The 19,704-nt window shown below is 64.1% G+C and carries 21 protein-coding genes and 1 pseudogene; 13 read left to right on the forward strand and 9 right to left on the reverse strand.

Annotated elements, in window-relative coordinates; translation table 11 throughout:
- Positions 1-302 precede the first annotated feature (302 nt).
- On the forward strand, positions 303-698 hold the full coding sequence (locus tag GSQ88_RS15775; protein WP_159008650.1) for an Hpt domain-containing protein: 396 nt from the start codon (positions 303-305) through the stop codon (positions 696-698).
- 97 nt (positions 699-795) lie between these two features.
- Positions 796-1,116 carry a 2Fe-2S iron-sulfur cluster-binding protein gene (locus GSQ88_RS15780; protein WP_159008651.1) on the forward strand — a complete coding sequence of 107 codons (321 nt, stop codon included), beginning with the start codon at positions 796-798 and terminating at the stop codon, positions 1,114-1,116.
- 15 nt (positions 1,117-1,131) lie between these two features.
- Here the strand turns inward: GSQ88_RS15780 and GSQ88_RS15785 are convergent, their stop codons facing one another.
- The gene (locus GSQ88_RS15785) at positions 1,132-1,599 is read right to left on the reverse strand and encodes an acyl-CoA thioesterase (protein ID WP_159008652.1); all 468 of its coding nucleotides are present in this window, start codon (positions 1,597-1,599) and stop codon (positions 1,132-1,134) included.
- A 203-nt stretch (positions 1,600-1,802) separates the two neighbouring features.
- On the opposite strand from GSQ88_RS15785, the gene GSQ88_RS15790 reads away from it, so the two are divergent.
- Complete coding sequence (locus GSQ88_RS15790) at positions 1,803-2,831, forward strand: NAD(P)/FAD-dependent oxidoreductase (RefSeq protein WP_159008653.1); 1,029 nt, start codon at positions 1,803-1,805, stop codon at positions 2,829-2,831.
- Between the two features lie 249 nt (positions 2,832-3,080).
- The gene (locus tag GSQ88_RS15795) at positions 3,081-3,662 is read left to right on the forward strand and encodes a DUF2147 domain-containing protein (RefSeq protein ID WP_159008654.1); all 582 of its coding nucleotides are present in this window, start codon (positions 3,081-3,083) and stop codon (positions 3,660-3,662) included.
- Between the two features lie 16 nt (positions 3,663-3,678).
- On the opposite strand, the gene GSQ88_RS15800 is transcribed toward GSQ88_RS15795, so the two are convergent.
- From GSQ88_RS15800 to GSQ88_RS15815, 4 genes and pseudogenes are all read right to left on the reverse strand, one after another.
- Positions 3,679-5,688: an SGNH/GDSL hydrolase family protein gene (locus GSQ88_RS15800; protein WP_159008655.1), complete on the reverse strand. Its 2,010-nt coding sequence runs from the start codon at positions 5,686-5,688 to the stop codon at positions 3,679-3,681.
- A gap of 77 nt (positions 5,689-5,765) precedes the next feature.
- The gene (locus GSQ88_RS15805; RefSeq protein ID WP_159008656.1) at positions 5,766-6,380 is read right to left on the reverse strand and encodes a TetR/AcrR family transcriptional regulator; all 615 of its coding nucleotides are present in this window, start codon (positions 6,378-6,380) and stop codon (positions 5,766-5,768) included.
- Positions 6,381-6,393: 13 nt separating this feature from the next.
- Positions 6,394-7,646 (reverse strand): annotated as a pseudogene (locus GSQ88_RS15810) (MFS transporter).
- 82 nt (positions 7,647-7,728) lie between these two features.
- Positions 7,729-8,796: a lysylphosphatidylglycerol synthase transmembrane domain-containing protein gene (locus GSQ88_RS15815; RefSeq protein WP_159008657.1), complete on the reverse strand. Its 1,068-nt coding sequence runs from the start codon at positions 8,794-8,796 to the stop codon at positions 7,729-7,731.
- A gap of 401 nt (positions 8,797-9,197) precedes the next feature.
- On the opposite strand from GSQ88_RS15815, the gene GSQ88_RS15820 reads away from it, so the two are divergent.
- Together GSQ88_RS15820 and GSQ88_RS15825 are read left to right on the forward strand one after the other, a co-directional pair.
- Entirely contained in the window at positions 9,198-9,704 is a 507-nt protein-coding gene (locus GSQ88_RS15820) for a YciE/YciF ferroxidase family protein (protein ID WP_159008658.1), read from the forward strand.
- A 212-nt stretch (positions 9,705-9,916) separates the two neighbouring features.
- The gene (locus tag GSQ88_RS15825) at positions 9,917-11,347 is read left to right on the forward strand and encodes an MFS transporter (RefSeq protein ID WP_159008659.1); all 1,431 of its coding nucleotides are present in this window, start codon (positions 9,917-9,919) and stop codon (positions 11,345-11,347) included.
- Positions 11,348-11,355: 8 nt separating this feature from the next.
- Here GSQ88_RS15825 and GSQ88_RS15830 read toward each other — a convergent pair whose 3' ends face one another.
- Positions 11,356-11,790 (reverse strand): hypothetical protein, encoded by a 435-nt coding sequence (locus GSQ88_RS15830; RefSeq protein ID WP_159008660.1) that lies wholly within the window; start codon positions 11,788-11,790, stop codon positions 11,356-11,358.
- A 96-nt stretch (positions 11,791-11,886) separates the two neighbouring features.
- On the opposite strand from GSQ88_RS15830, the gene GSQ88_RS15835 reads away from it, so the two are divergent.
- From GSQ88_RS15835 to GSQ88_RS15845, 3 genes are all read left to right on the forward strand, one after another.
- The gene (locus GSQ88_RS15835; RefSeq protein WP_159008661.1) at positions 11,887-12,321 is read left to right on the forward strand and encodes an anthrone oxygenase family protein; all 435 of its coding nucleotides are present in this window, start codon (positions 11,887-11,889) and stop codon (positions 12,319-12,321) included.
- Positions 12,322-12,336: 15 nt separating this feature from the next.
- Positions 12,337-12,933: a hypothetical protein gene (locus GSQ88_RS15840; protein WP_159008662.1), complete on the forward strand. Its 597-nt coding sequence runs from the start codon at positions 12,337-12,339 to the stop codon at positions 12,931-12,933.
- Positions 12,934-13,038: 105 nt separating this feature from the next.
- Positions 13,039-13,623 (forward strand): YdcF family protein, encoded by a 585-nt coding sequence (locus GSQ88_RS15845; protein WP_159008663.1) that lies wholly within the window; start codon positions 13,039-13,041, stop codon positions 13,621-13,623.
- A 57-nt stretch (positions 13,624-13,680) separates the two neighbouring features.
- Here the strand turns inward: GSQ88_RS15845 and GSQ88_RS15850 are convergent, their stop codons facing one another.
- Entirely contained in the window at positions 13,681-15,024 is a 1,344-nt protein-coding gene (locus GSQ88_RS15850) for an aminotransferase-like domain-containing protein (RefSeq protein ID WP_159008664.1), read from the reverse strand.
- A gap of 183 nt (positions 15,025-15,207) precedes the next feature.
- On the opposite strand from GSQ88_RS15850, the gene GSQ88_RS15855 reads away from it, so the two are divergent.
- Both GSQ88_RS15855 and mddA read left to right on the forward strand, forming a co-directional pair.
- Positions 15,208-15,435 (forward strand): DUF1127 domain-containing protein, encoded by a 228-nt coding sequence (locus GSQ88_RS15855; protein WP_159008665.1) that lies wholly within the window; start codon positions 15,208-15,210, stop codon positions 15,433-15,435.
- Between the two features lie 54 nt (positions 15,436-15,489).
- Positions 15,490-16,272 (forward strand): methanethiol S-methyltransferase, encoded by a 783-nt coding sequence (gene mddA / locus GSQ88_RS15860; RefSeq protein ID WP_210253825.1) that lies wholly within the window; start codon positions 15,490-15,492, stop codon positions 16,270-16,272.
- A 13-nt stretch (positions 16,273-16,285) separates the two neighbouring features.
- Here the strand turns inward: mddA and GSQ88_RS15865 are convergent, their stop codons facing one another.
- Together GSQ88_RS15865 and GSQ88_RS15870 are read right to left on the reverse strand one after the other, a co-directional pair.
- Entirely contained in the window at positions 16,286-16,711 is a 426-nt protein-coding gene (locus GSQ88_RS15865) for a universal stress protein (protein WP_159008666.1), read from the reverse strand.
- Positions 16,712-16,784: 73 nt separating this feature from the next.
- Positions 16,785-17,324, reverse strand: coding sequence for a SixA phosphatase family protein (locus GSQ88_RS15870; protein WP_159008667.1), 540 nt, complete (start codon positions 17,322-17,324; stop codon positions 16,785-16,787).
- Positions 17,325-17,433: 109 nt separating this feature from the next.
- On the opposite strand from GSQ88_RS15870, the gene GSQ88_RS15875 reads away from it, so the two are divergent.
- Positions 17,434-18,903 (forward strand): NAD(P)/FAD-dependent oxidoreductase, encoded by a 1,470-nt coding sequence (locus GSQ88_RS15875; RefSeq protein WP_159008668.1) that lies wholly within the window; start codon positions 17,434-17,436, stop codon positions 18,901-18,903.
- Between the two features lie 125 nt (positions 18,904-19,028).
- Positions 19,029-19,529, forward strand: coding sequence for a peptide-methionine (R)-S-oxide reductase MsrB (msrB, locus tag GSQ88_RS15880; protein WP_159008669.1), 501 nt, complete (start codon positions 19,029-19,031; stop codon positions 19,527-19,529).
- Positions 19,530-19,704 lie beyond the last annotated feature (175 nt).

Raw genomic sequence — 19,704 nt, forward strand, 5'->3', positions numbered from 1 at the left:
AGCGGCGCGCAAGGCGCGACGTCGCTCGCCTTGTCCGCTACATCCGCAAACATCCTATTGGCAGAGCGGTGCGAATGAAATGGCCGGGATTAATACAATCTTAATCATCGTTAACAGCACAGCGGCGTAAAGCCTTAAGAGCCCTGCAAATTCCCGCTTGCCCGCGCCAATCTCGACGACTTTTCGTCAAAAAAGCGGCGGACTTGCGGCAAGTACGCAAAACGTTCCGTTAACCATTTCTGTGGTTGGCTGGCCAAACTGCGTTGCCGAAACCGCCCGCGCAGGGAATTTGGATCACTGCCATGCCGCTAAACGTCGAACGGATCGAATGGATGCCATCACCGCCGCTCGCTCCCGATGATGGTCCGATCGATAGCGCCCATCTTGATCGGATGACGCTGGGCGATGCCAGCCTCGAGCGCGAAGTGCTGGCGATGTTTTCGGGCCAGGCGGTCGGCCTGATCGACCGTCTCGCCACCACATTGCCTTCGGATGCCGAACCTTCGGAAGCGCTGGCGCTCGCGCACACGCTGAAAGGCTCGGCGCGGGCGATCGGTGCATTTCGTGTCGCCGATGCCGCCGAAGGCCTGGAAACCGCGATCCGGCACGGCGACGATCCGGCCGAGGCGCTGGCGAGGCTGAAGGATGCGGTCGCCGAGGCGCGGACGGCGATAGACACGATCCTGCGCCGTTCCTGATCCGCCCGCTCCGTCAAATTCCCCGCACTAGCGCAGAGCGGATCGACCCGTTATAGGACAGCTCGCACCTTTCTTAATCCCGCCAGCACGAGCGATCATGGCCAAAATCACCTTCATCGACCATTCCGGCGAATCCCGCGTTATTGAAGTCGAAAACGGCGCGACCGTGATGGAAGCGGCGATCCGCAATGCCGTCCCGGGGATCGAGGCGGAATGTGGCGGGGCTTGCGCCTGCGCGACCTGCCACGTCTATGTCGACGAGGCCTGGCGCGAAAAGGTCGGCGCGCCGACGCCGATGGAAGAGGACATGCTGGATTTCGGCTTCGATGTACGGCCGAACTCGCGGCTGTCCTGCCAGATCAAGGTCAGCGACGCGCTCGATGGCCTCGTGGTGAGCACCCCCGAGCGGCAAGCCTGATTTATCGGGCCAGACTCAAAGCACCGGCTGGGCGACATCGACCCCGCGACGCAGCCAGGGCTGAAAACTCCTGACGATGTCCGCGGTCAGCGGCGTCGGTCGGTGGCTCGCCTCATCGATCAGCACCGACGTCGATTGCGCCGACGCGATGCATTTGCCGCCGCAAAACACCACTTGGTCGAACGTCACGGATGTCCGGCCGAACTTGATCAATCCCAGTCCCATCTCGATCGTGTTGGGCCAATTCAGCTCGGCGCGGAAATGCATGTCGAGCCGCACCATCATCCAGGCGAGCCCCTGCGGCATCAGGCCGTAGCTGCGGTCCTTCATCAGCGTGACGCGGCCGGTCTCGAAATAGGTCGCGTAAACCGCGTTGTTGACGTGCTGGTTGGGGTCGAGATCGGCAAAGCGCACATGGTCCGTCACCCGAAACGGAAAATCCTCAAGCTGCGGGGCGGAATCGAGGCGAGCAGGCGCATTCACGGGACTATCTCCGGGCATTTGCTGTCCTTGAACCTGAGTTCGACAACTCCGGCAAGGGCTTGCGGGCATGGCGGGGTGCCATTTATGGCTTTCCTCAGGCGGCCGTCTTGGATAGACAAGCGAGCCCAAGATTCTGCAAGAACATTCTACAAGCGCATTCCCGGGGACATTTTAGCGAACGGTTCAACCGAAAAGAAGCTGACATGAGCGAAGCGATCAAAACCGATGTGCTGATTATTGGCGCAGGCCCCTGTGGACTGTTCGCCGTTTTCGAACTTGGCCTGCTCGATATGAAGACACATCTTGTCGACATCCTCGACAAGATCGGCGGCCAGTGCGCCGAGCTCTATCCGGAAAAGCCGATTTACGACATTCCCGGCATTCCCTTGGTGACCGGGCAGGGCCTGACCGAGGCGCTGATGGAACAGATCAAGCCGTTCAACCCGACCTTCCATCTCAACGAGATGGTGGAGAAGATCGAGAAGATCGGCGATCCCGGCTTTCGCGTCACCACCGATGCCGGCCAGGTGTTCGAATGCAAGGTCGTCGTGGTCTCCGCCGGCGGCGGCTCGTTCCAGCCGAAGCGTCCGCCGGTGCCGGGCATCGAGGCTTACGAAGGCCGTTCGGTGTTCTACTCCGTGCGCAAGATGGAACAGTTCCGCGACAAGAAGCTTTTGATCGTGGGTGGCGGCGATTCCGCATTGGATTGGACGCTCAATCTGCACCCGATCGCCAAGCGCGTGACGCTGTTGCATCGGCGCGACGATTTCCGCGCCGCGCCCCACAGCGTCGAGCAGATGCGTGCGCTGGTGGCCTCGGGCAAGATGGATCTGGCAATCGGCCAGGTCACCGGCCTCGAAGGCGACGGCGGCGCGCTCAGCGGCGCCCACGTCAAGGGCAACGACAACGCGATGACGAAGGTCGATTGCGATACCCTGCTGCCGTTCTTCGGCCTGACCATGAAATTAGGTCCGGTCGCGAACTGGGGCATCGCGCTTGAGAACAATCTGGTGCCGGTCGAGACCGCGAGCTTCGAGACCAACGTGCCCGGAATCTTTGCGATCGGCGATATCAACACCTATCCGGGCAAGCTGAAGCTCATTCTGTCCGGCTTCCACGAGGGCGCGCTGATGGCGCAGAAGGCGCATCGCTATGTCTATCCGGACAAGCGGCTGGTGTTTCAGTACACGACGTCGTCGTCGAGCCTGCAGAAAAAACTCGGGGTTAACTGATTTAGTTCCAAATCGATTCGCGGTGCCGGCGGTCTGCGTAATGATCGTCACGGAAGGCAATTGAGGACTTAGGGCATGAGGACTTGGCCAGGGACTTGATTAAGGACCTGGTCTAAGGACTTGGCGACCGTATTTTTGACGGGCCTCGGCGGTTTCGGGGAACCATAAAGCCACATCGGGCACTGGCACCGTCCGCGAAATGGCCTTAGTCTGCGGTCATTAGTTTGTGAATTGGTCAGGTGAATGATGATGCGGATAGTTGTATCCAAGCTTCGACTGGCATTGCCGATCATCGCCGGCGTTGCGCTGGCGTTTGCCCTCCTGTTGCCCGCGAAGGCCGCGGAGCCTTCGGCGGCCGGCCTTTGGCAGAAGCTCGAGAACGGCAAACCGGTGGTGTGGTTTCTCATCATCGATCATGACGGCGTCAACTTCGAGGGCGTGATCGCCAAGGAATTCCCGCTGCCCGGCGAAGATACCAACGACATCTGTTCGAAATGCACCGACGATCGCAAGAACGCGCCGGTGCAGGGAATTTCCTTCATCCGGGACATGAAGCGCAGCGGCCTGAAGTATGAAGACGGCAACGTGCTCGATCCGCGCGATGGCAAGATCTATCATGCGAAGATGACCGTCAGTCCCGACGGCCAGCAACTGACGATGCGCGGCTATCTCGGCATATCGCTGTTCGGCAAGGACGAAATCTGGTACCGCATCCCGGATACGTCGATCGCACAGATTGACCCCGCCATCGTCGCGAAATATTTGCCGCAGCAGGCGGCGGCCATGAAGCCGCTGCCCCCCGCCAAGAAGGGCGCCGTGCCCGCGCACTGATTTGGCGCTTCCGATCTCAGCGGGCGTCCGGCGCGATAGCTGGCGGCGCCTGCAACGGCGATACCGGTTCGGAAGTCACTTCGGGCACCTCGAGGTCGAGCCGAAGCACGGAAGTGGCGGCCGGCAACGCGGCATCGGCCATCGCGGCGTGACCTTCGGCGGAGGGATGGATGGCGCCGCCGTAGACCGCCGACAGAATTCCCCATGTCGCATCATGGATATCGGAAGGTTGCATCGAGGACGGCAAGCCCTGTGGGTAGGTCATCGCCGCGAAGTAGCTGTCATTGGCGTCGCGAATCCAGCGCGCGCGCGGCAGATAGGCGCGATATTCGCCGGCGCTGCGGCCGCACATCATCGGCTGGCTGGCCGCCGCGACGATGTCCGAATTGAAGCTATCGCCCTTGTCGGAGAAGCAGCTGCGATCGAATTCCGGATCGCTCTCCGCGCGTGCGCAGAATCCGTGATTGGCGAACGCGGCCTGATGGGCATCGACGAACGTCATGCGATCGCCCGCGGGATCGCGGCACAACACGCCCGATTGACACAGCGCCAGCGCTTTAAGTTGCGGGAGGAATTCGTTCTGGACGAAGCCGCTCACGCTGGCGAGCCGCTCGGGGTTGGCGTTGAACGACGGATGGATATCGAATCCGGCCCGGCCGCCGGGGCAGGGCGCGCCGCCCGATAGCACCGGGTTGGCATAGGACACGTAAATGACGCGCGAGAGGTCGCCAACCAGCGGCTTCAGCCCATCGCGAAGCTTGGCGAAGCTGCGTGGCAGGTCCCGCGTCAGCTCCGCGCGCGAATCTTCGACCGATCCGATCAAGCCTCCGCGGATAAACAGCTCGCGTTCGGTCCGCGCGTCGACGATGGTGTCGGCGACCAGCCCGGAAAAATTGATGTCGTTGGCTCCGACCGACAGCAGCACCAGATCGAGCCTGCGGTCCGGCTGCCGGCGCTTCGCGGCGTTGAGGGCTTCGCGTAGGTCGGACAATTGGGCATTGACGGTGCCCGAGCAGTTGTTGGCGAATTTGCCCGGCGGGCATTCGCGCGCGCGCTGCGCGCCGAACAGCCCGTCGGCGATGGTGGCGCCGGTGCATGCCAGCGGCAGGTAAGTCACCGCGATATGCGGATATCGTACCGCGAGCGCCAGCGCGGTCCGGGTCTGGTAGCTGTACAGCGAACGATGGCAGGCGGCATTGAACCAGAGCGCGGCCTGGCGTTGCCAGACCTGTAGCGAGTCCGGTGCTTCGCAGGCGCGGCCGCCTTTATAGCCGGCGCGGCTCGGGCGATAATACTGGTCGCTCTCGCTACCCAAATAGGATCGGAAGCAGAAACCCTCATCCGAGAGTGCGACCGGCCGGTCCGGGTTGCCTTCGCCCGAAGCGATGCTGTCGCCTAGGCCTGCGATCAGGATGTCGCGCACCGCGATCGCCGACGTCACGCGCTGCGGTGCATCGGCACTGGAGACATCGACGGTGACATTGGTGGCGCGGCCGTAACGAGCCCGCAGGTTGACCGGCTCGGCGCAGTCGAGCGTCGATTGCCGCGGGCTGTCGCCGTCGTCGAACGACCAAGCACAGATCGCACCGACCGGAACCTGGCCGGTGAGCCGAACGGTGATCGGATGATCGGTCGGCGTCAAATAGCTTTCCTTGACGTTGTCGCGCGTGCAGGGCTCGGTCACGTGCCCGGTCAGATCGATACAGAGGCGGTTCACGGTATTACGTGCCCAGCCGCGGCCGTCGCTTTGCGCTTCCAGTGCCCGTTCCGAGGCCAGGATATCGCCGGCCTGCGCGCTGTCGCTATGAAGCAGGAAATCGCGTTCTTCGCGGAACAGCCGGAAGCGGTTGCGAACCTCCCAGGAAATCTGCATCGAACCGTCTGGCGCGCCCTGCGCTGCCGCTGGCGCACCCTGTGCTGCCCCCGGCGCACCTTGTGCTACGGCCGGCGTTTGCGTGATGGCGGGTACGATCGCTGCGGTGAGCAGCGCGCAGAGGAATATCGAACGGAGGTGAATTCGCATCATGGCGCGTTTGACGTCATTGGTGGGGCGGAAATATGAGCGATCGATGTTTTGCTGCTGGACGCCAGACCCAGCCGGCATCAATCGAAGCTGGCATCGGAGGGCAATCCTGCGGTTCTGAAACAGACCCGCTGCAGCCGCTTGACCAGGCGGCTGCGAACGATCCGCTTTTCCTTCAAATAGGCGTCGTCGATGATGCCGTGCATGCCGCTGAACAGGAACACGGCGGTAAAGTGCGCGTCGTCGATCGACCATGCCCCCGCATCGGCGCCGGCACCCAGCAGCGAGGTCAGATGGTCGATGACGAGATTGTCGACCAGGCCTTCGCGCGTCGGCGCGCGGGCTTCATGGAACAGCATGTCGTGAAGTGTGATGGAATCGAGATAGAATGTCACGCTGGCTTCGGCCCAAGCCGCAAGCCTTCCCGCCCAGTCCTGTTCGGACGTCGCCGCCAGCGCGGTCTCGATGCACGCGAGGTGCTTTTCCGCGAAGCGTTCGCCCAACGCTGCGAGCAGCGCCTGCTTGGATTCGAAGTGCAGATAGACCGTTCCCTTGGCGACATCGGCGCCCGCGGCGACCTGGTCGATGGTGGTCGATCCGACGCCCTGTTCGAGAAACAGGCGCTCGGCGGCGTCGATGATTTCTTCGCGCCGAACCTCGGGCGGCTTGGTGCGCGGGCGGAGCTTTTGCGTCATCGGATCTTGCGCCTCATTCCAGCCGCTCCACGTTGCGCAGCGCTGGAAACAGCTTCATCCATAACAGCGCCACGGCGACCGTTCCAACGCCGCCCAGCACGGCGGCCGGCATCGCGCCGAGCAACGCCGCGGTGAGGCCGCTCTCGAACTGGCCGAGCTGATTGGAGGCATTGATGAACAGGAAATTGACCGCGCCGACCCGGCCGCGCATCGCATCCGGCGTTGCCAGTTGCACCAGCGAGGTCCGGATTACCACGCTCACCATATCGGCGGCGCCCATCACCGCCAGCGCCAGCAGCGAGAGCCAGATCAGATGCGAGAGCGCGAACACCACGGTGGCGAGACCGAAGACGATCACCGCCTGAAACATCCGCATGCCGACCCGGCGTTTGATCGCATGGCGGGCCAGCGCGGCCGTCATCAGCTGGGCGCCGGCCGCGGGCGCCGCGCGCAGCACGCCGAGCCCCCATGGCCCGGTTTGCAGAATGTCGTGCGCATAAATCGGCAGCAGCGCGGTGGCGCCGCCGAGCAGCACCGCGAACAGATCCAGCGAGATCGTTCCCAGGATTGCGGGGTTGTCGCGCACGAATCTGACGCCGGCGAATAGATCGTCGAAGGTCGGCGGCTCTTTCGGCAGCACGTCGCCTTGCAGGCGGATCAGGCCAGTGAGGATTCCCGCCAGCAGCGAGAATGTCGCCATCAGCACATAGGCCCACCCGGCGCGATCGCATAAGCGAGGCCGCCGGTCGCCGGGCCCGAGATCGCCGCGGCCTGAAAGGCACCGGAGGAAATCGCGGTGGCGCGTTGCAGGGATCCTGGCGGCACGATGCCGGGCAGCAGTGCCGCTCCGGCCGGCCCTTCAAACGCCGCGGTGATGCCGAGCAGCGTCAGGCTTGCGAAAATCTCCGGCGCGGTCAGCCATCCGGCGAAGGTGCCCCAGGCCAGCACAGCCGTGATCAGCGCCTCGGCGATTTGGCAGATCTGCGCGACCCGCCTGCGGTCGTAGCGATCGGCGGCATGGCCCGCGGCGAACACCAAGAGCGCCGAGGGGATGAACTGCACCAGCCCGACCATGCCGAGCTGGAAGGCGCTGCCGGTCAACTGATAGATTTGCCAGCCGACCGCGACGGTGGCGATCTGGTAGGAATATTCCGAAAGGCTGCGCGCCGCGAGATAGAACAGGAACGAGCGTTGGCCGAACAGGTTTTCGGGCCCGGCAGACGACGCAGCAGCAGGCGCCGGATCAGGGGATGAAGGGGCAGGCATGCGATAAAATGACTGACCGTCGGTCAGTCGTCAAGCCGTTTGCCAAGCTCTGTCGCCGCGGCAGGCTCCAGCTTTCTCGGCGTCAGGCTTGCTGCTTGAAGCGCTTTACCGGCTGCGGCAGGGGGGTAACGTTGGGCGGCGGCCCATTCTCGACCAGTCTGCGGCGTTTCTGCCAGGGCAGCGCGACATTGAGCCAGAACTCGCGGGCGCCCATGATGGAGATCGCTATTCCGAACGGAATCACGAAATACAGCACCCGGAATACCAGCAGCGTGGCCAGCAATTGCTCGCGGCCGAATTCCGGCAGCGCCACCAGCATCGCGGCGTCGAACACCCCGAGGCTGCCCGGCGCATGACTGGCGAAGCCGAGCAGGGTCGCCAGGATGAATACGACGGCCAGCGAGACGAAATCGATGTGCGGCTCTGCCGGCATCAACAGATACATCGCCAGCGAGCAGAATCCGAGATCGACCACGCCGATCAGCATTTGCAGCAGCGTCAGCCGGGCCGAGGGCAGCACGACCTTCCAGCCGTTCTGTCCGAGTTCGCGACGGTCCTTGCCCATTCCAAGCCAGACGAAATAAGCCGTGATCCCGGCCAAGCAGCCAAGCGCCATCAGCCGGTTGATGGTTGGCGGCAGCAGATCCATGGCGCCGGCGGCCGAGGGATGCCACACGAGGCCGAAGCCGAGCACCAGGAGATTGCCGAGCCAGAAGGTCAATCCGGAGAGAAAGCAGATCTTGGCGACATCGATGGCGTTGAGCCCGTAGTCCGAATAGATCCGGAAACGGATCGCGCCGCCGGTGAACACGGTGGCGCCGATGTTGTGGCCGATCGTATAACTGGTGAAGCTCGACATTGCCGCGATGCGGTACGGCACGTGTTTCTTGCCGATGGTCCGCAGCGCGAAGAAATCATAGAATGTCAGCGTGCAAAACGCCCCGATCACGCACAACGCAGCCAGCGCGATGTGGTGCGGGGATATGTCCGTCAGCGCCGTCAGAATCACGCCGGTATCGACACCCTTGAGGGTGCGGACCAGTGTCGTGATCGCAAGGGCAATGATCAGCAGGCTCGCGGCGATACCGAGCCGCTTCCAGCCAATCCGTTCCTTGAAGCCACGCCCCAGCGTGGTCAGCAGTCGATGCATTCATCCTCCCGGCGGGGCGGCGACAAGTCTTTGCTCGAAGCCATTGATGCCAAAGGGCGGCCAATCGCTCCATCGGCAAAGATACATAGGGCAAAAAGCTTTCGATGTGCAGTCCTTGACAACGCCAGCTTCAGCCCCCGGAAGACGCCGCTGTCACACGCCATACATATGTCATGGTGCACCGGATTCGAGTCTTGAAATCCAGCGCGCGACACCCACCGCCTTGCGTCCTGTCGCGTGGGATCACTGCTCGCATTCCTTGTTCCATCGTTACGTTTCGCCTTCGGCAGTAACATCGCGGCGGCCGGCCGGTTAGCGTCGTACCAGCCATCGAACATATCGGCACCGCGAGGACGAAAGCGCTCGGCGCCGTTGTGTTCCATCAACAAGGAATCGGCGCAATGGGACTTTTTACCAAGGACATTAAGACGATGGACGATCTGTTCGTGCATCAGCTGCAGGATATCTACTATGCCGAAAAGCAGCTCGTGAAGGCGCTGCCGAAAATGGCCGATAAGGCCTCCGATAAGCAGCTAAAACAGGGTTTCCTGACCCATCTCGAGGAAACCAAAATCCATGTTCAACGCCTTGAGCAAGTGTTCAAGATGCATGGCGCCGAAGTGAAGGCAGTGAATTGTCCGGCGATCGACGGCATCATCACGGAAGCGGACGAGGTCGCCGGTGAGGTCGAGGACAAGAAGGTGCTCGACGCCGCGTTGATCAACGCGGCACAGGCCGCCGAGCACTATGAGATCGTGCGCTACGGCAGTCTGATCGCCTGGGCAAGGCAGCTCGGCCGCAACGATTGCGCCAGCGTGCTGCAGAAGACGCTCGATGAAGAAAAGGCGACCGATCAGAAACTGACCTCGCTGGCGGAAGGCAAGATCAATCTGCGCGCCGCGAGTTAGTCCGAAAACAGGCCGCAAAGCACGCCGAATGAGGCAAAACGCCGCGCCGGGATCGTCCGCGCGGCGTTTTCCGTCTTGCGGTATCGGGCCCACGGATCGCCAAACCGCTGAATCGGATCCACGGTGACGGAGATAGTTCGATCTCCTTCGAAGTGTCTGTCCTGAACAGGGGCATTTGTCAGACGTTGGTACCTCGAATTTGGAGGTAACCCATGCCAAGCACATCGCTCAGGTTCTCGTCTTCTTCGGCCGCCGAAACCAGCTCGCGCGTCGCGCCGGAATCGCCGCCGTCGAAGCTCTCGACGAGGCTGACCCTGGCGGCCATGAGCCTCGGTTACGCGGTGGTCCAGCTCGACGTTACCATCGTCAACACCGCGCTCAACAGCATCGGCGGCTCGCTCGGCGGCGGCGTGTCGCAGCTGCAATGGGTGGTCAGCGCCTACACGATTGCGTTTGCCGCATTCATTCTGACGGCCGGCGCGCTCGGCGATCGGATCGGCGCCAAGCGAATATTCATCGCCGGCTTTGCGATCTTCACCGCCGCGTCGGTGGCCTGCGCGTTGTTGCCCAACGCCACCATCCTGATCGCGGCAAGGGCGGTCCAGGGATTGGGCGCGGCGATACTCGTTCCCAACTCGCTGGCGTTGCTCAGCCACGCTTATCCCGATGACAAAGCGCGTGGTCGCGCGGTGGGCATCTGGGCCGCCGGCGCCAGCCTTGCGCTCACGGCGGGGCCGTTGGTCGGCGGCGGCCTGATCGCGCTGGTCGGCTGGCGATCGATCTTCCTGGTCAATTTGCCGATCGGCATCGCCGGTCTGTGGTTAAGCTCGCGCTATGCGAGCGAAACCACGCGCTCGCCGCAGCGTGAGATCGACCTGCCGGGCCAACTCGCAGCGATCGCAGCTCTTGGCTGTCTGGCCGGGGCGATCATCGAAGGCGGCGCGCTCGGCTGGAGCAACGCGATCGTGATCGGCGGTTTTGCGGCCGCGGCGGTTCTGGCGGTGCTGTTCGTCTGGCAGGAACGTCGCGCGCCGCAGCCGATGCTGCCGCTGTCGCTGTTCCGGCACCGGATATTCGCGCTGACGGCGCTGACAGGCCTTCTCGTCAACGTCGCCTTCTACGGATTGATCTTCGTGTTCAGCCTGTATTTCCAGCAGGTCAATGGCTGGTCGGCATTCGCGACCGGGCTTGCCTTCGTTCCGATGATGGCCGCGGTGCTGCCGGTCAACCTCGTCGCCTCGCGTGTGGCGGAACGCCTAGGTGCGCCCGCGACGATCGCGATCGGCGCGGCCTTGTCGGCGTTTGGATGCCTCGCGCTGCTCGGAATTGGGCAGGGCACGAGCTATTGGGCGATCTGCGCGCAGCTTATCGTCATTGGCGGCGGCCTCGGCCTGCTGGTGCCGCCGCTGACGTCGACCCTGCTCGGCAGCGTCGAGAAACAGCGCTCCGGAATTGCTGCCGGCGTGCTCAACGCGACCCGGCAGACCGGCAGCGTGCTGGGCGTGGCCCTGTTCGGCTCGCTGGCCGGCCAGGCCGACGCGATGGTTTCGGGCGCGCATGCGTCGCTGCTGATTTCCGCAGGCCTGCTGCTGGTGGGCGGTGCGGCGATCTGGTGGGGCGCGCCTCGTCGGCCGTCGCAATGACGAGACCGCTAGGCCTTGCGCAGCGCAAACAGCGCGCCGCAAAACGCCATCGTCGCGCCGAGGCACAGCGCGGCGAGGCCCGCGAGCACGCCCGATGTCGTCGGGATCGGGCTCGGCGCGGAGGCGGCCTGACCGGCGCCGGCCAGCAGCAATACGCCGACCGCGATCAGGAACTGGCGCATCCGCTGCGGAATTTGTCCGGATGCTGCGCTTTGCATCAGCGTTCCCGTGAAATAGCCGCCGCAGAAGCCGACGGTTGCGATCAGCCACCACGCGATCGCCGCACCCGCCGGGATGAATTCATCGCTGCCGGATCGCCAGAGGCCACCTAGATCCAGTCCGAAGCGGGCGCCCAGCATGTGCACGGCCAGCGCCAGCAGCACGCCCGAAATCATCGCGCCGGCGAGGATCAGGCGGCGCGGAAAATAGATCGTTTCGGCCATACTCTGCTTGTAAGATAAAGCCGGCCGGCCGCGCAAGCCGACGCGGCGCGTTTCAAGATTCTTTTGGCAACCACTTTTATCTGAGGTCTAGACCCCATGACCATCGGGCTTTTGGCGCTGACGGTGGCGGCCCTGTTCACGGGAGCTGCGATCTACGTCAACGTCGCCGAACAGCCGGCGCGGCTGATGCTGGATGATCGCGCGCTGCTGACCGAGTGGAAACCATCCTACAAGCGCGGCGCCGCGATGCAGGCATCGCTCGCGCTAGTCGGTTTTGTGCTCGGGATGGTCGCCTGGTGGCAGCAGTCTCATCCGGGCTTTCTGGTTGGCGCTATCGCGATCATCGCGCCGTGGCCGTGGACGCTGCTCGTCATCAAGCCGGTCAATGATGCGCTGCTCGCGACCGCGCCGGAACAGGCCGGGCCGCCATCGCGGGCGCTGATCGAAAGATGGGGCGGGCTGCATGCGGCGCGCACCGCCTTGGGAGCGCTCGCGTCATTGGCGTTTCTTTGGGCCTGTCTGTCGCGATAGTCTGGACATTCCCGCATGAAGAACGATCCAGCAGACGAGGCCACCACCCGCTACGCCTACAAGGCATCGCTGGTCGGTGCGGCGCATCAGTTCGAACTGACGAGCGAGGGCCTTAGCTGGCGTATCGGCGGCAAGTCCGGCCTGTGGCCTTACGCCGCGATATCAGGGATTCGGTTGTCGTACCGTCCGGTGTCGATGCAATCGCGCCGCTTCCGCGCCGACCTCGATGGCGCGGGCCTTCAGCACAGCCTTGGGCGCATCGTGCTGTTGTCGACAAGCTGGCAGACCTCGGTGCTGATGGCGCCACAGGACCGCGACTATCGCGCCTTCGTCGTCGCGCTGCACCGGCGGATGGCAGAGGCCGGCAGCAACGCCGTGCTGACAGGCGGTCTCAAGCCGCGGGTTTATCTCGCGGCGCTGGTGCTGCTGGCGTTGGTCGCAGTGGCGATGGCGGGATTGCTGGTCCGCGCCGTCGTGACCGGTGAGTTGGCTGGCATCCTGTTTCTGCTCGGCTTTGCCGCGCTGTTCGGCTGGCAGGTCGGCGGCTTTGTCAGGCGCAACCGGCCGCAGACCTACACGTTCGATCATCTCCCCGAGGCGCTGCTGCCGTAAGCAAGCTGCGCAATACCGCCTCGCAATCAAGCGCAATGAAAATTGACTTTGCGATTGTATCGACGCGATGCATCGTTCTCGTCGCTGTGAATAATAGGGCGGGCTGTGAAAGATCCGACAAGGCTGCCGTCCGAGGCGGAAATTGCCGAGATCAATGCGAGGCATCTGATCCGCACGCCGATCAAGCCTGCCGATCTGTTGTTTGTGTTCGGGACCCGCGAGGATGTCGCGCGTCGTGTCGATGAGGCCTTTCGGCTGTGGCGCGAAGGCTTGTTTCGCTGGTCGATCGTCAGCGGCGGCGTGACGCCGGGATCCAGCCTTTCGGAGTGCGCCATACTGCGCGACGCGATGATCGCGCGGGGCATCCCGGCCGAAAGGATTCTCAGCGAAGATCGCGCGATGAATACCGGCGAGAATGTGATTTTCTCGCTGCCCGTGATCGACGTCGCGCTGGGACTAAGGAACGTCCGTAGCGTGATCTGTCTCGGCAACACCTGGACCGCGCGCCGCTATGCGATGACATTGCAGCGGCACTGGCCGGAGGTGGAGAAGATGCTGGTCACCGTCGACAGCTTTGCTGCGCCGCGGGCGCTCTGGCACACCGATCCCGAATTCTCTCGTCGCGTGCTCAGCGAATGGGACAAGATCGAGCCCTACCTGGCGAAAGGCTTTATCGCGGCATGGCCGTGATGTGGGATGCGCCGCAAAGGACGACAGAAGAGGCGAGGGCGGCCGGACCCGATCGATCTATTCGGTCGAATCGAAATCTTCTTCCCTAGCGTTCAGCATTCCCGACAACATCCGCAGGCCCACCTCAAGTTGCTCGATCGCCGGCGCGGCCAGCGCCAGCCGTACCGCGTTCGGCGCGTGCCCGGGCGTCACAGCGAAGGTCGTCGATGGCGTCAGCGCGATGTCCCGCCGCGCCGCGGCGGCAACGAAGGTCTGCGACCGCCAATGCGGCGGCAGCGACAGCCATAGATGGTAGGATTTGCTGTTGGTCTGGATTTCGAAGCCGGAAAGATATTTCGCCGCCATTTGCTGGCGCTTTGCCGCATCGATGCGCTTGAGTCGTGACAGCTCCGAAGCGGTGCCGTCGTCCATCAGCCGCTGCCCGGCGGCGAACGCATAGCCCGACGCCGTCCATCCGCCCGATCGCACCGAGGCCATGACGCTCTCGCGCAGGCGCGGCGGCGGCACGATGAAACCGAGCGCCAGCCCCGGTGCCACCTTCTTGGAGAGGCTGTCGAGCACGATGCAGCGATCCGGCGCGAGCGCGGCAAGCGGCGCTTCGTCGTCGAGGAAGCCATAAACGGTGTCTTCGATGATAGGCAGATCGAGCTTCTCGACGACGCGGATGAGGTCGGCGCGCCGTCCCGGCGGCATCGTGATGCCAAGCGGATTTTGAATGATGGGTTGAAGATACAGCGCCGACAGATGCGCATCGCGATGCGCCTTTTGCACGGCATCCGGGCGAACGCCATGTTCATCCATGGCGAGCGGCACCAGCGTCACGCCGAGCCTTGCCGCGATGCCCTTGATGAACGGATAGGTCAGGCTCTCGACGCCGCAACGGCCGCCGGGCGCCACCACCGCGGCAAGTGCCGCGGCGATGCATTGCCGGCCGTTGGCGGTGAACACGATCTGCCCGGCGTCCGGCGACCAATCCTTGCGCGCCAGAAACGCCGCCGAAACGGTTCTTGCGGCCTGCGTTCCGGTGCTGGTGGCCTGTCGCAACGCGACTTCGAGCGCTTCCGGCCGGTTTAATCCATCCAGGCTTTTGGAGATCAAGGCCGACTGCGTCGGCAGCAGCGGATAGTTGAATTCGAAATCGATGCGCGCGCCGCGCGGTTCGGGCGGGGCGGCGCTGCCGCGGCGCGCCTGTCCCGAAATGAAGGTGCCGCGTCCGACCTCGCCGACCACGAGGCCTCGGCGCAACAATTCAGTGTAGACGCGGCTCGCGGTCGAGACCGCGATCCCGCGCTCATAGGCAAAGCTGCGCTGCGGCGGCAGGCGATCGCCGGCTTTGAGCGCGCCGCTGGCGATCTCGACCGCAACGGCGTCGGCAAGCTTCAGATACTCGAATTTCGACATTATTGCACCGAGATCAATGTTTTACTTGCACCGAGATATGTATCGGATCATTTATCCTCCATCAAGCCCGCGATTGCACTGAGGAGTGCCCGAGCAATCCTTACGTCAGGGCGCAGCCGCCGTTGTCAGGCGTTTGCGTCGACGGCTCCGCTTTGCCGCGCGGAAGCCAATTGGAGACCGACCATGAGCACGATGTCCCCGACCGCCACACGGCCCGCGACCGCCGGCCCGTTTGTCCGCTGGATCGGAGCATGCGCGCACGCGCTCGCCGTCTATTTCGACCGCCGGGCCGCGATCAAGGCGCTTCACGAACTGGACGATCGCGGGCTCCGCGATATCGGGCTCGCACGCTGTCACATCGAGGCGGCGGTGGGCGGCGCGCTCAATCCGGAGATGGGGCGGCTTCGATAAAGCCCCAAGCGCGCTTCGCGCGTTCCGGCCCGGCAGAAATCAAGGAGAACAATTATGACCATCACGGTCGATCATCACCCGCGCCATCACGGCGGGCCGCGGGCGGGACGTCTCGCCGGCCTTGTCAGCCGTTGCTACGGCATGATGGCTTACGCGAGCTTCCTTGCATCGTTTCTCTATGCCATCGGCTTCGTCAGCAACCTTGTCGTTCCCAAGAGCATCGACACCGGGGTGGTCTGGCCGCCATTCGTCGCGTTCTGCATCGATCTGCAACTGCTCTGCGTGTTCGCCGTCCAGCATGGCGGCATGGCGCGGCCGAGCTTCAAGCGCCTGTCGACGGGCCGTGTCTCGCCGTTGGTCGCGCGCAGCACTTTCCTGTTGTGCACCAGCCTCACGCTGATCCTGCTGTTCGCGGCGTGGCAGCCATTGCCCGCGCTGGTGTGGCAGGCGGAAAATCCGATTACCGCGGCGGTGATCCAAGCGCTGTCGTTGCTCGGCTGGTCGATCGCGCTGCACAGCATCTTGCTGGTCAGCCGTTTTGATCTCTTCGGCCTCAAGCAGCGGCTGCTGAGCTTCGCCGGCCGGAGCGAGATCGCGACACCGTTCCGGACGCCCGGGCTCTATGGTGTAGTCAGGCACCCGATCTATCTGGGTCTCATGATCGCGTTGTGGGCCGCGCCGGTGATGACCGCGGGACATCTGCTGTTGGCCAGCCTTGCGACCGCCTTTATGTGCGCCGGCATCTGGCTGGAGGAACGCGATCATCTCGCTCTGTTCGGCGATCGCTACCGGCAATATCGCGCGCGGGTCGCGATGCTGCTGCCCGGTCTGTTCTGAGGCCTAGGCTTTTTTAATGCCGCACCACCAGCACCGAGCATTTGGCGTAACGCACGACATGGCCGGCATTGGAACCGAGGAAATAGGTCCGCATCGCCGGCCGGTGCGACGTCATCACGATCAGGTCGGCCTTGATCGCCGCGGCTTCTTCCAGGATCTCGTGATAGATGCCGCCCTGCCGCACCACGCTTGAAATGCGCGCGGCGTCGATGCCGGATTCGCGCGCGACGATCGTAAGCGCCTCTTCGGAGGTTTGCCGCTGCTGGCTGTCGAAATCGGCCGGCACATATTCCGCCAGCATCACCGGCGTCATCGGCAGCACGTTGAGCAGCCGCACCGCGCCGCGCCAAGTTTGCGACAGCGTCGCCGCGGTCGCAATCGCAGGCTTCGCCAGATCGGTATCGGCGAGATCGATCGGCACGAGAATCGAGTTGAACATCTGCGCCTCCCTGTCCGTCATCAACATAACATATATCGATAACCCGGCGCGGCCAGCTCAATCGTTCAAGGCTTCAGTCGGCCTGCTTCAAAAGCTTGGGGCTGACGAAGCGCACGAGACGTCCGCGGCGGAATGCCACATCGGCCCAGTCGTCGACCGCGAAATCGAAGATCGCAAGGCCCGACGTCGGCAGGTTGTCGGTCAGTGCCTTGCGCGCGGCGGGCTCGCCGCCGCCGTCGGTCAGGGCCAGCCCCAGTTCGTGCATTCCGGGATTGTGCCCGACGATCAGCAGCCGCTTGGGGTCGGTGGCGCAGGCCGCGTGGATGGTTTGCAGCAATTGCGCGGGATCGGCGCCATAGAGTTCCGGCAGCAGTTCCACCTGCGGCGGCGGCACGACATCCTTCATCGCGGCCCAGGCCAGCTCCCAGGTCTGGTGCGCCCGGGTCGCTGGCGACACCAGCACGGTGCCGGGAAACGGCGGATGGCTGGCGATAAAGCCGCCGATCTCAGCAGCGTCCCTGCGGCCGCGGTCGTCGAGGCGGCGGTCCTGATCGCGGCCGCTCGGCGCGTCGCTCTCGGTCTTGGCGTGACGCAGCAGCATCAAACGGCGCATGGTGCAATCTCGATTCGTTTCAGTCTTCCCGCAACTCCCGCGGATTAATGTACAGACTTTAGGCCCAGAGCAAGGTGACAAGCGCCCGATCGGTCCGTAAGAAAACGCCATGAGCGAGACGCCCCCCAGCGCGACCACCCGAGCCGATCCGGCCGCGATACCCGAGCGCTCGCGGCTTTCGTTCGACCTGGATGCGGATATCTGCGTGATCGGCGCGGGGCTCGCGGGGCTCACGGTGGCGCTGGAGGCGGCGCGCCTCGGCGCCAGCGTCGCCGTGCTGGAGGGCCGCCATGTCGGCTGGAACGCCTCCGGCCATCAGCTCGGCACGGTGATGCCGGGCTACGGCCTTTCGATCGGCGAGCTGATCGCCCGCGTCGGCATCGAAGACGCCCGCGAGCTCTGGTCGCTGTCGAAGCAGGGCGCGGAACGGGTGCGGGCCAATGCCGCCGAACAGTTGATGCCGGGCATGGCCTTGAGCGAGGGGGCGCTGGAGGTTTCCAACGTCGATGTCGGCGATCAATTGATCAGCCGGTTGCAGATGCTGAGCGAGGATTTTGAGACCGAAGTGGAGGGCTGGCAGGTCGATCGCGTGCGCGCGGAGCTCAAGACCGGGCGTTATTTCCACGGCATGTATTATCCCAAGGCGTTCCAGATCGACGGCCGCCAATACATCCATGGCCTGGCCGCGCTGGCGCGGCGGGCGGGGGCACGGATTTTCGAGGACACGCCGGTCGTCAGCATCGATTCATCGGGGATTCGCAAGCGCATCGTGACGCCATCGGCGCGGTTGCGCGCCGCGCATATCGTGCTTGCCGGCAACATCCATCTCGGCGCGCCGCTGCGGCGGCTGTCGGAAACGCTGCTGCCGGTCTCGCGCTACGCCGCCGTCACTGCGCCGCTCGGCGCGCGGCTGGCCGAGGCGGTCACGTTCCAGGGCTCGGTGATGGACAGCGACGGCGTCGATCAGTTCCGCATCGTCGACGGCGACCGCTTGATGTGGGCCTCGCCGGAGACCACTTGGGCGGCGCGGCCGGAGCGCTACGCCGGCGCCATCGCGCGGCGGATCCGGACGATTTTTCCCCAGCTCGGCAAGGTCGAGATCACCGAGACCTTCGGCGGCGCGGTTGGGCAGACCGTGCACGGTATGCCCCAGATCGGCCAGTTGCGCCGCGGCCTGTGGGTGGCGAGCGGTTTTGGGCGCCAGGGCCTGAACACCTCGGCGATCGCCGGGCACTTGATTGCGCGCAGCATTCTCTGGGGCGACGATCGCTGGCGGCTGTTCTCGCCGTTCGAACTGGTGTGGGCGGGTGGCCCGACCGGCCGGGTCGCCGGACATCTCGTCGGCCTCTGGAGCAGGGGAAGTTCCGCGACCGCCGGCGCGCTGGCCCGCTATCGGGAAAGAGCCCGGGTCCAGGAAAATCTCCGCGAGGCGCGCCGCCTCGAAGCCAACCGTCAGGCGGGAACCCGGCCGCCGGGTGCTCGCCCGTCACGTCCTCGCCCGCCGCCAGGCCAGCCGCGTCCCGAACGCCCGACGCCGCCGCCAGCTGCGGCCGATCCCGGTGAAGGCGCCGGCGGGTAGGGCGCTTGCGCGGGCCCTCGCAGAAAAGTGAGAAATTTAGGCCCCAACCGGCGTAACTTCTCCCCGGGCGTGCCGTATCTCGTGGTGAACCCCGCCCGATTCCGCGGAACGCCAAGGAGACCATCATGATCGATCGCCGTATCCTGCTCGCATCCGTCGCCGGTCTGTTCGGCTTCATGTCGCTGCGCTGGTTGCGCGCCGCCCCGGCCCAGGCTGCCGAGAAATTCGAGGTCGAAAAGACCGAGGCGGAATGGCGCGCACAGTTGACGCCGCAGCAATATGCCATCCTGCGCGAGGAGGGCACCGAGCGGCCGAATTCGAGCCCGCTCTTGAAGGAACATCGCAAGGGCATCTTCGCTTGCGCCGGCTGCGACCTGCCGCTGTTCTCCTCGGAGACCAAATTCGAAAGCGGCACCGGTTGGCCGAGTTTTTATCAGCCGCTAGCGAACGCGGTCGGCAAGCACGATGACCGCACCTTCGGCATGTTGCGCAGCGAAATTCACTGCCGCCGCTGCGGCGGTCATCTCGGCCACGTCTTCGACGACGGACCGAAGCCGACCGGCCTGCGCTACTGCATGGACGGTTTTGCGTTGCAGTTTCATCCGGCGGCGGCGCAGGCGTCTTAGCTTCTTTTAACGCGTTTCTTCGCGCGAACCAGTACCCGCTTCGCTCGATTTCGCCCGGCAATTGTTGCCCGCCCGGCAAATGTGCCCCGGTCCCTGGACCGGGGCTTTTGTTTTAAGCGGCTGATATAGCGCGGCTTTTGTTTTTGGCACGGCGCTTGCGATGTCTCCTTCGACG

The sequence above is a fragment of the Bradyrhizobium sp. S69 genome, assembly GCF_009766005.1.
Taxonomy (GTDB): Bacteria; Pseudomonadota; Alphaproteobacteria; order Rhizobiales; family Xanthobacteraceae; genus Bradyrhizobium.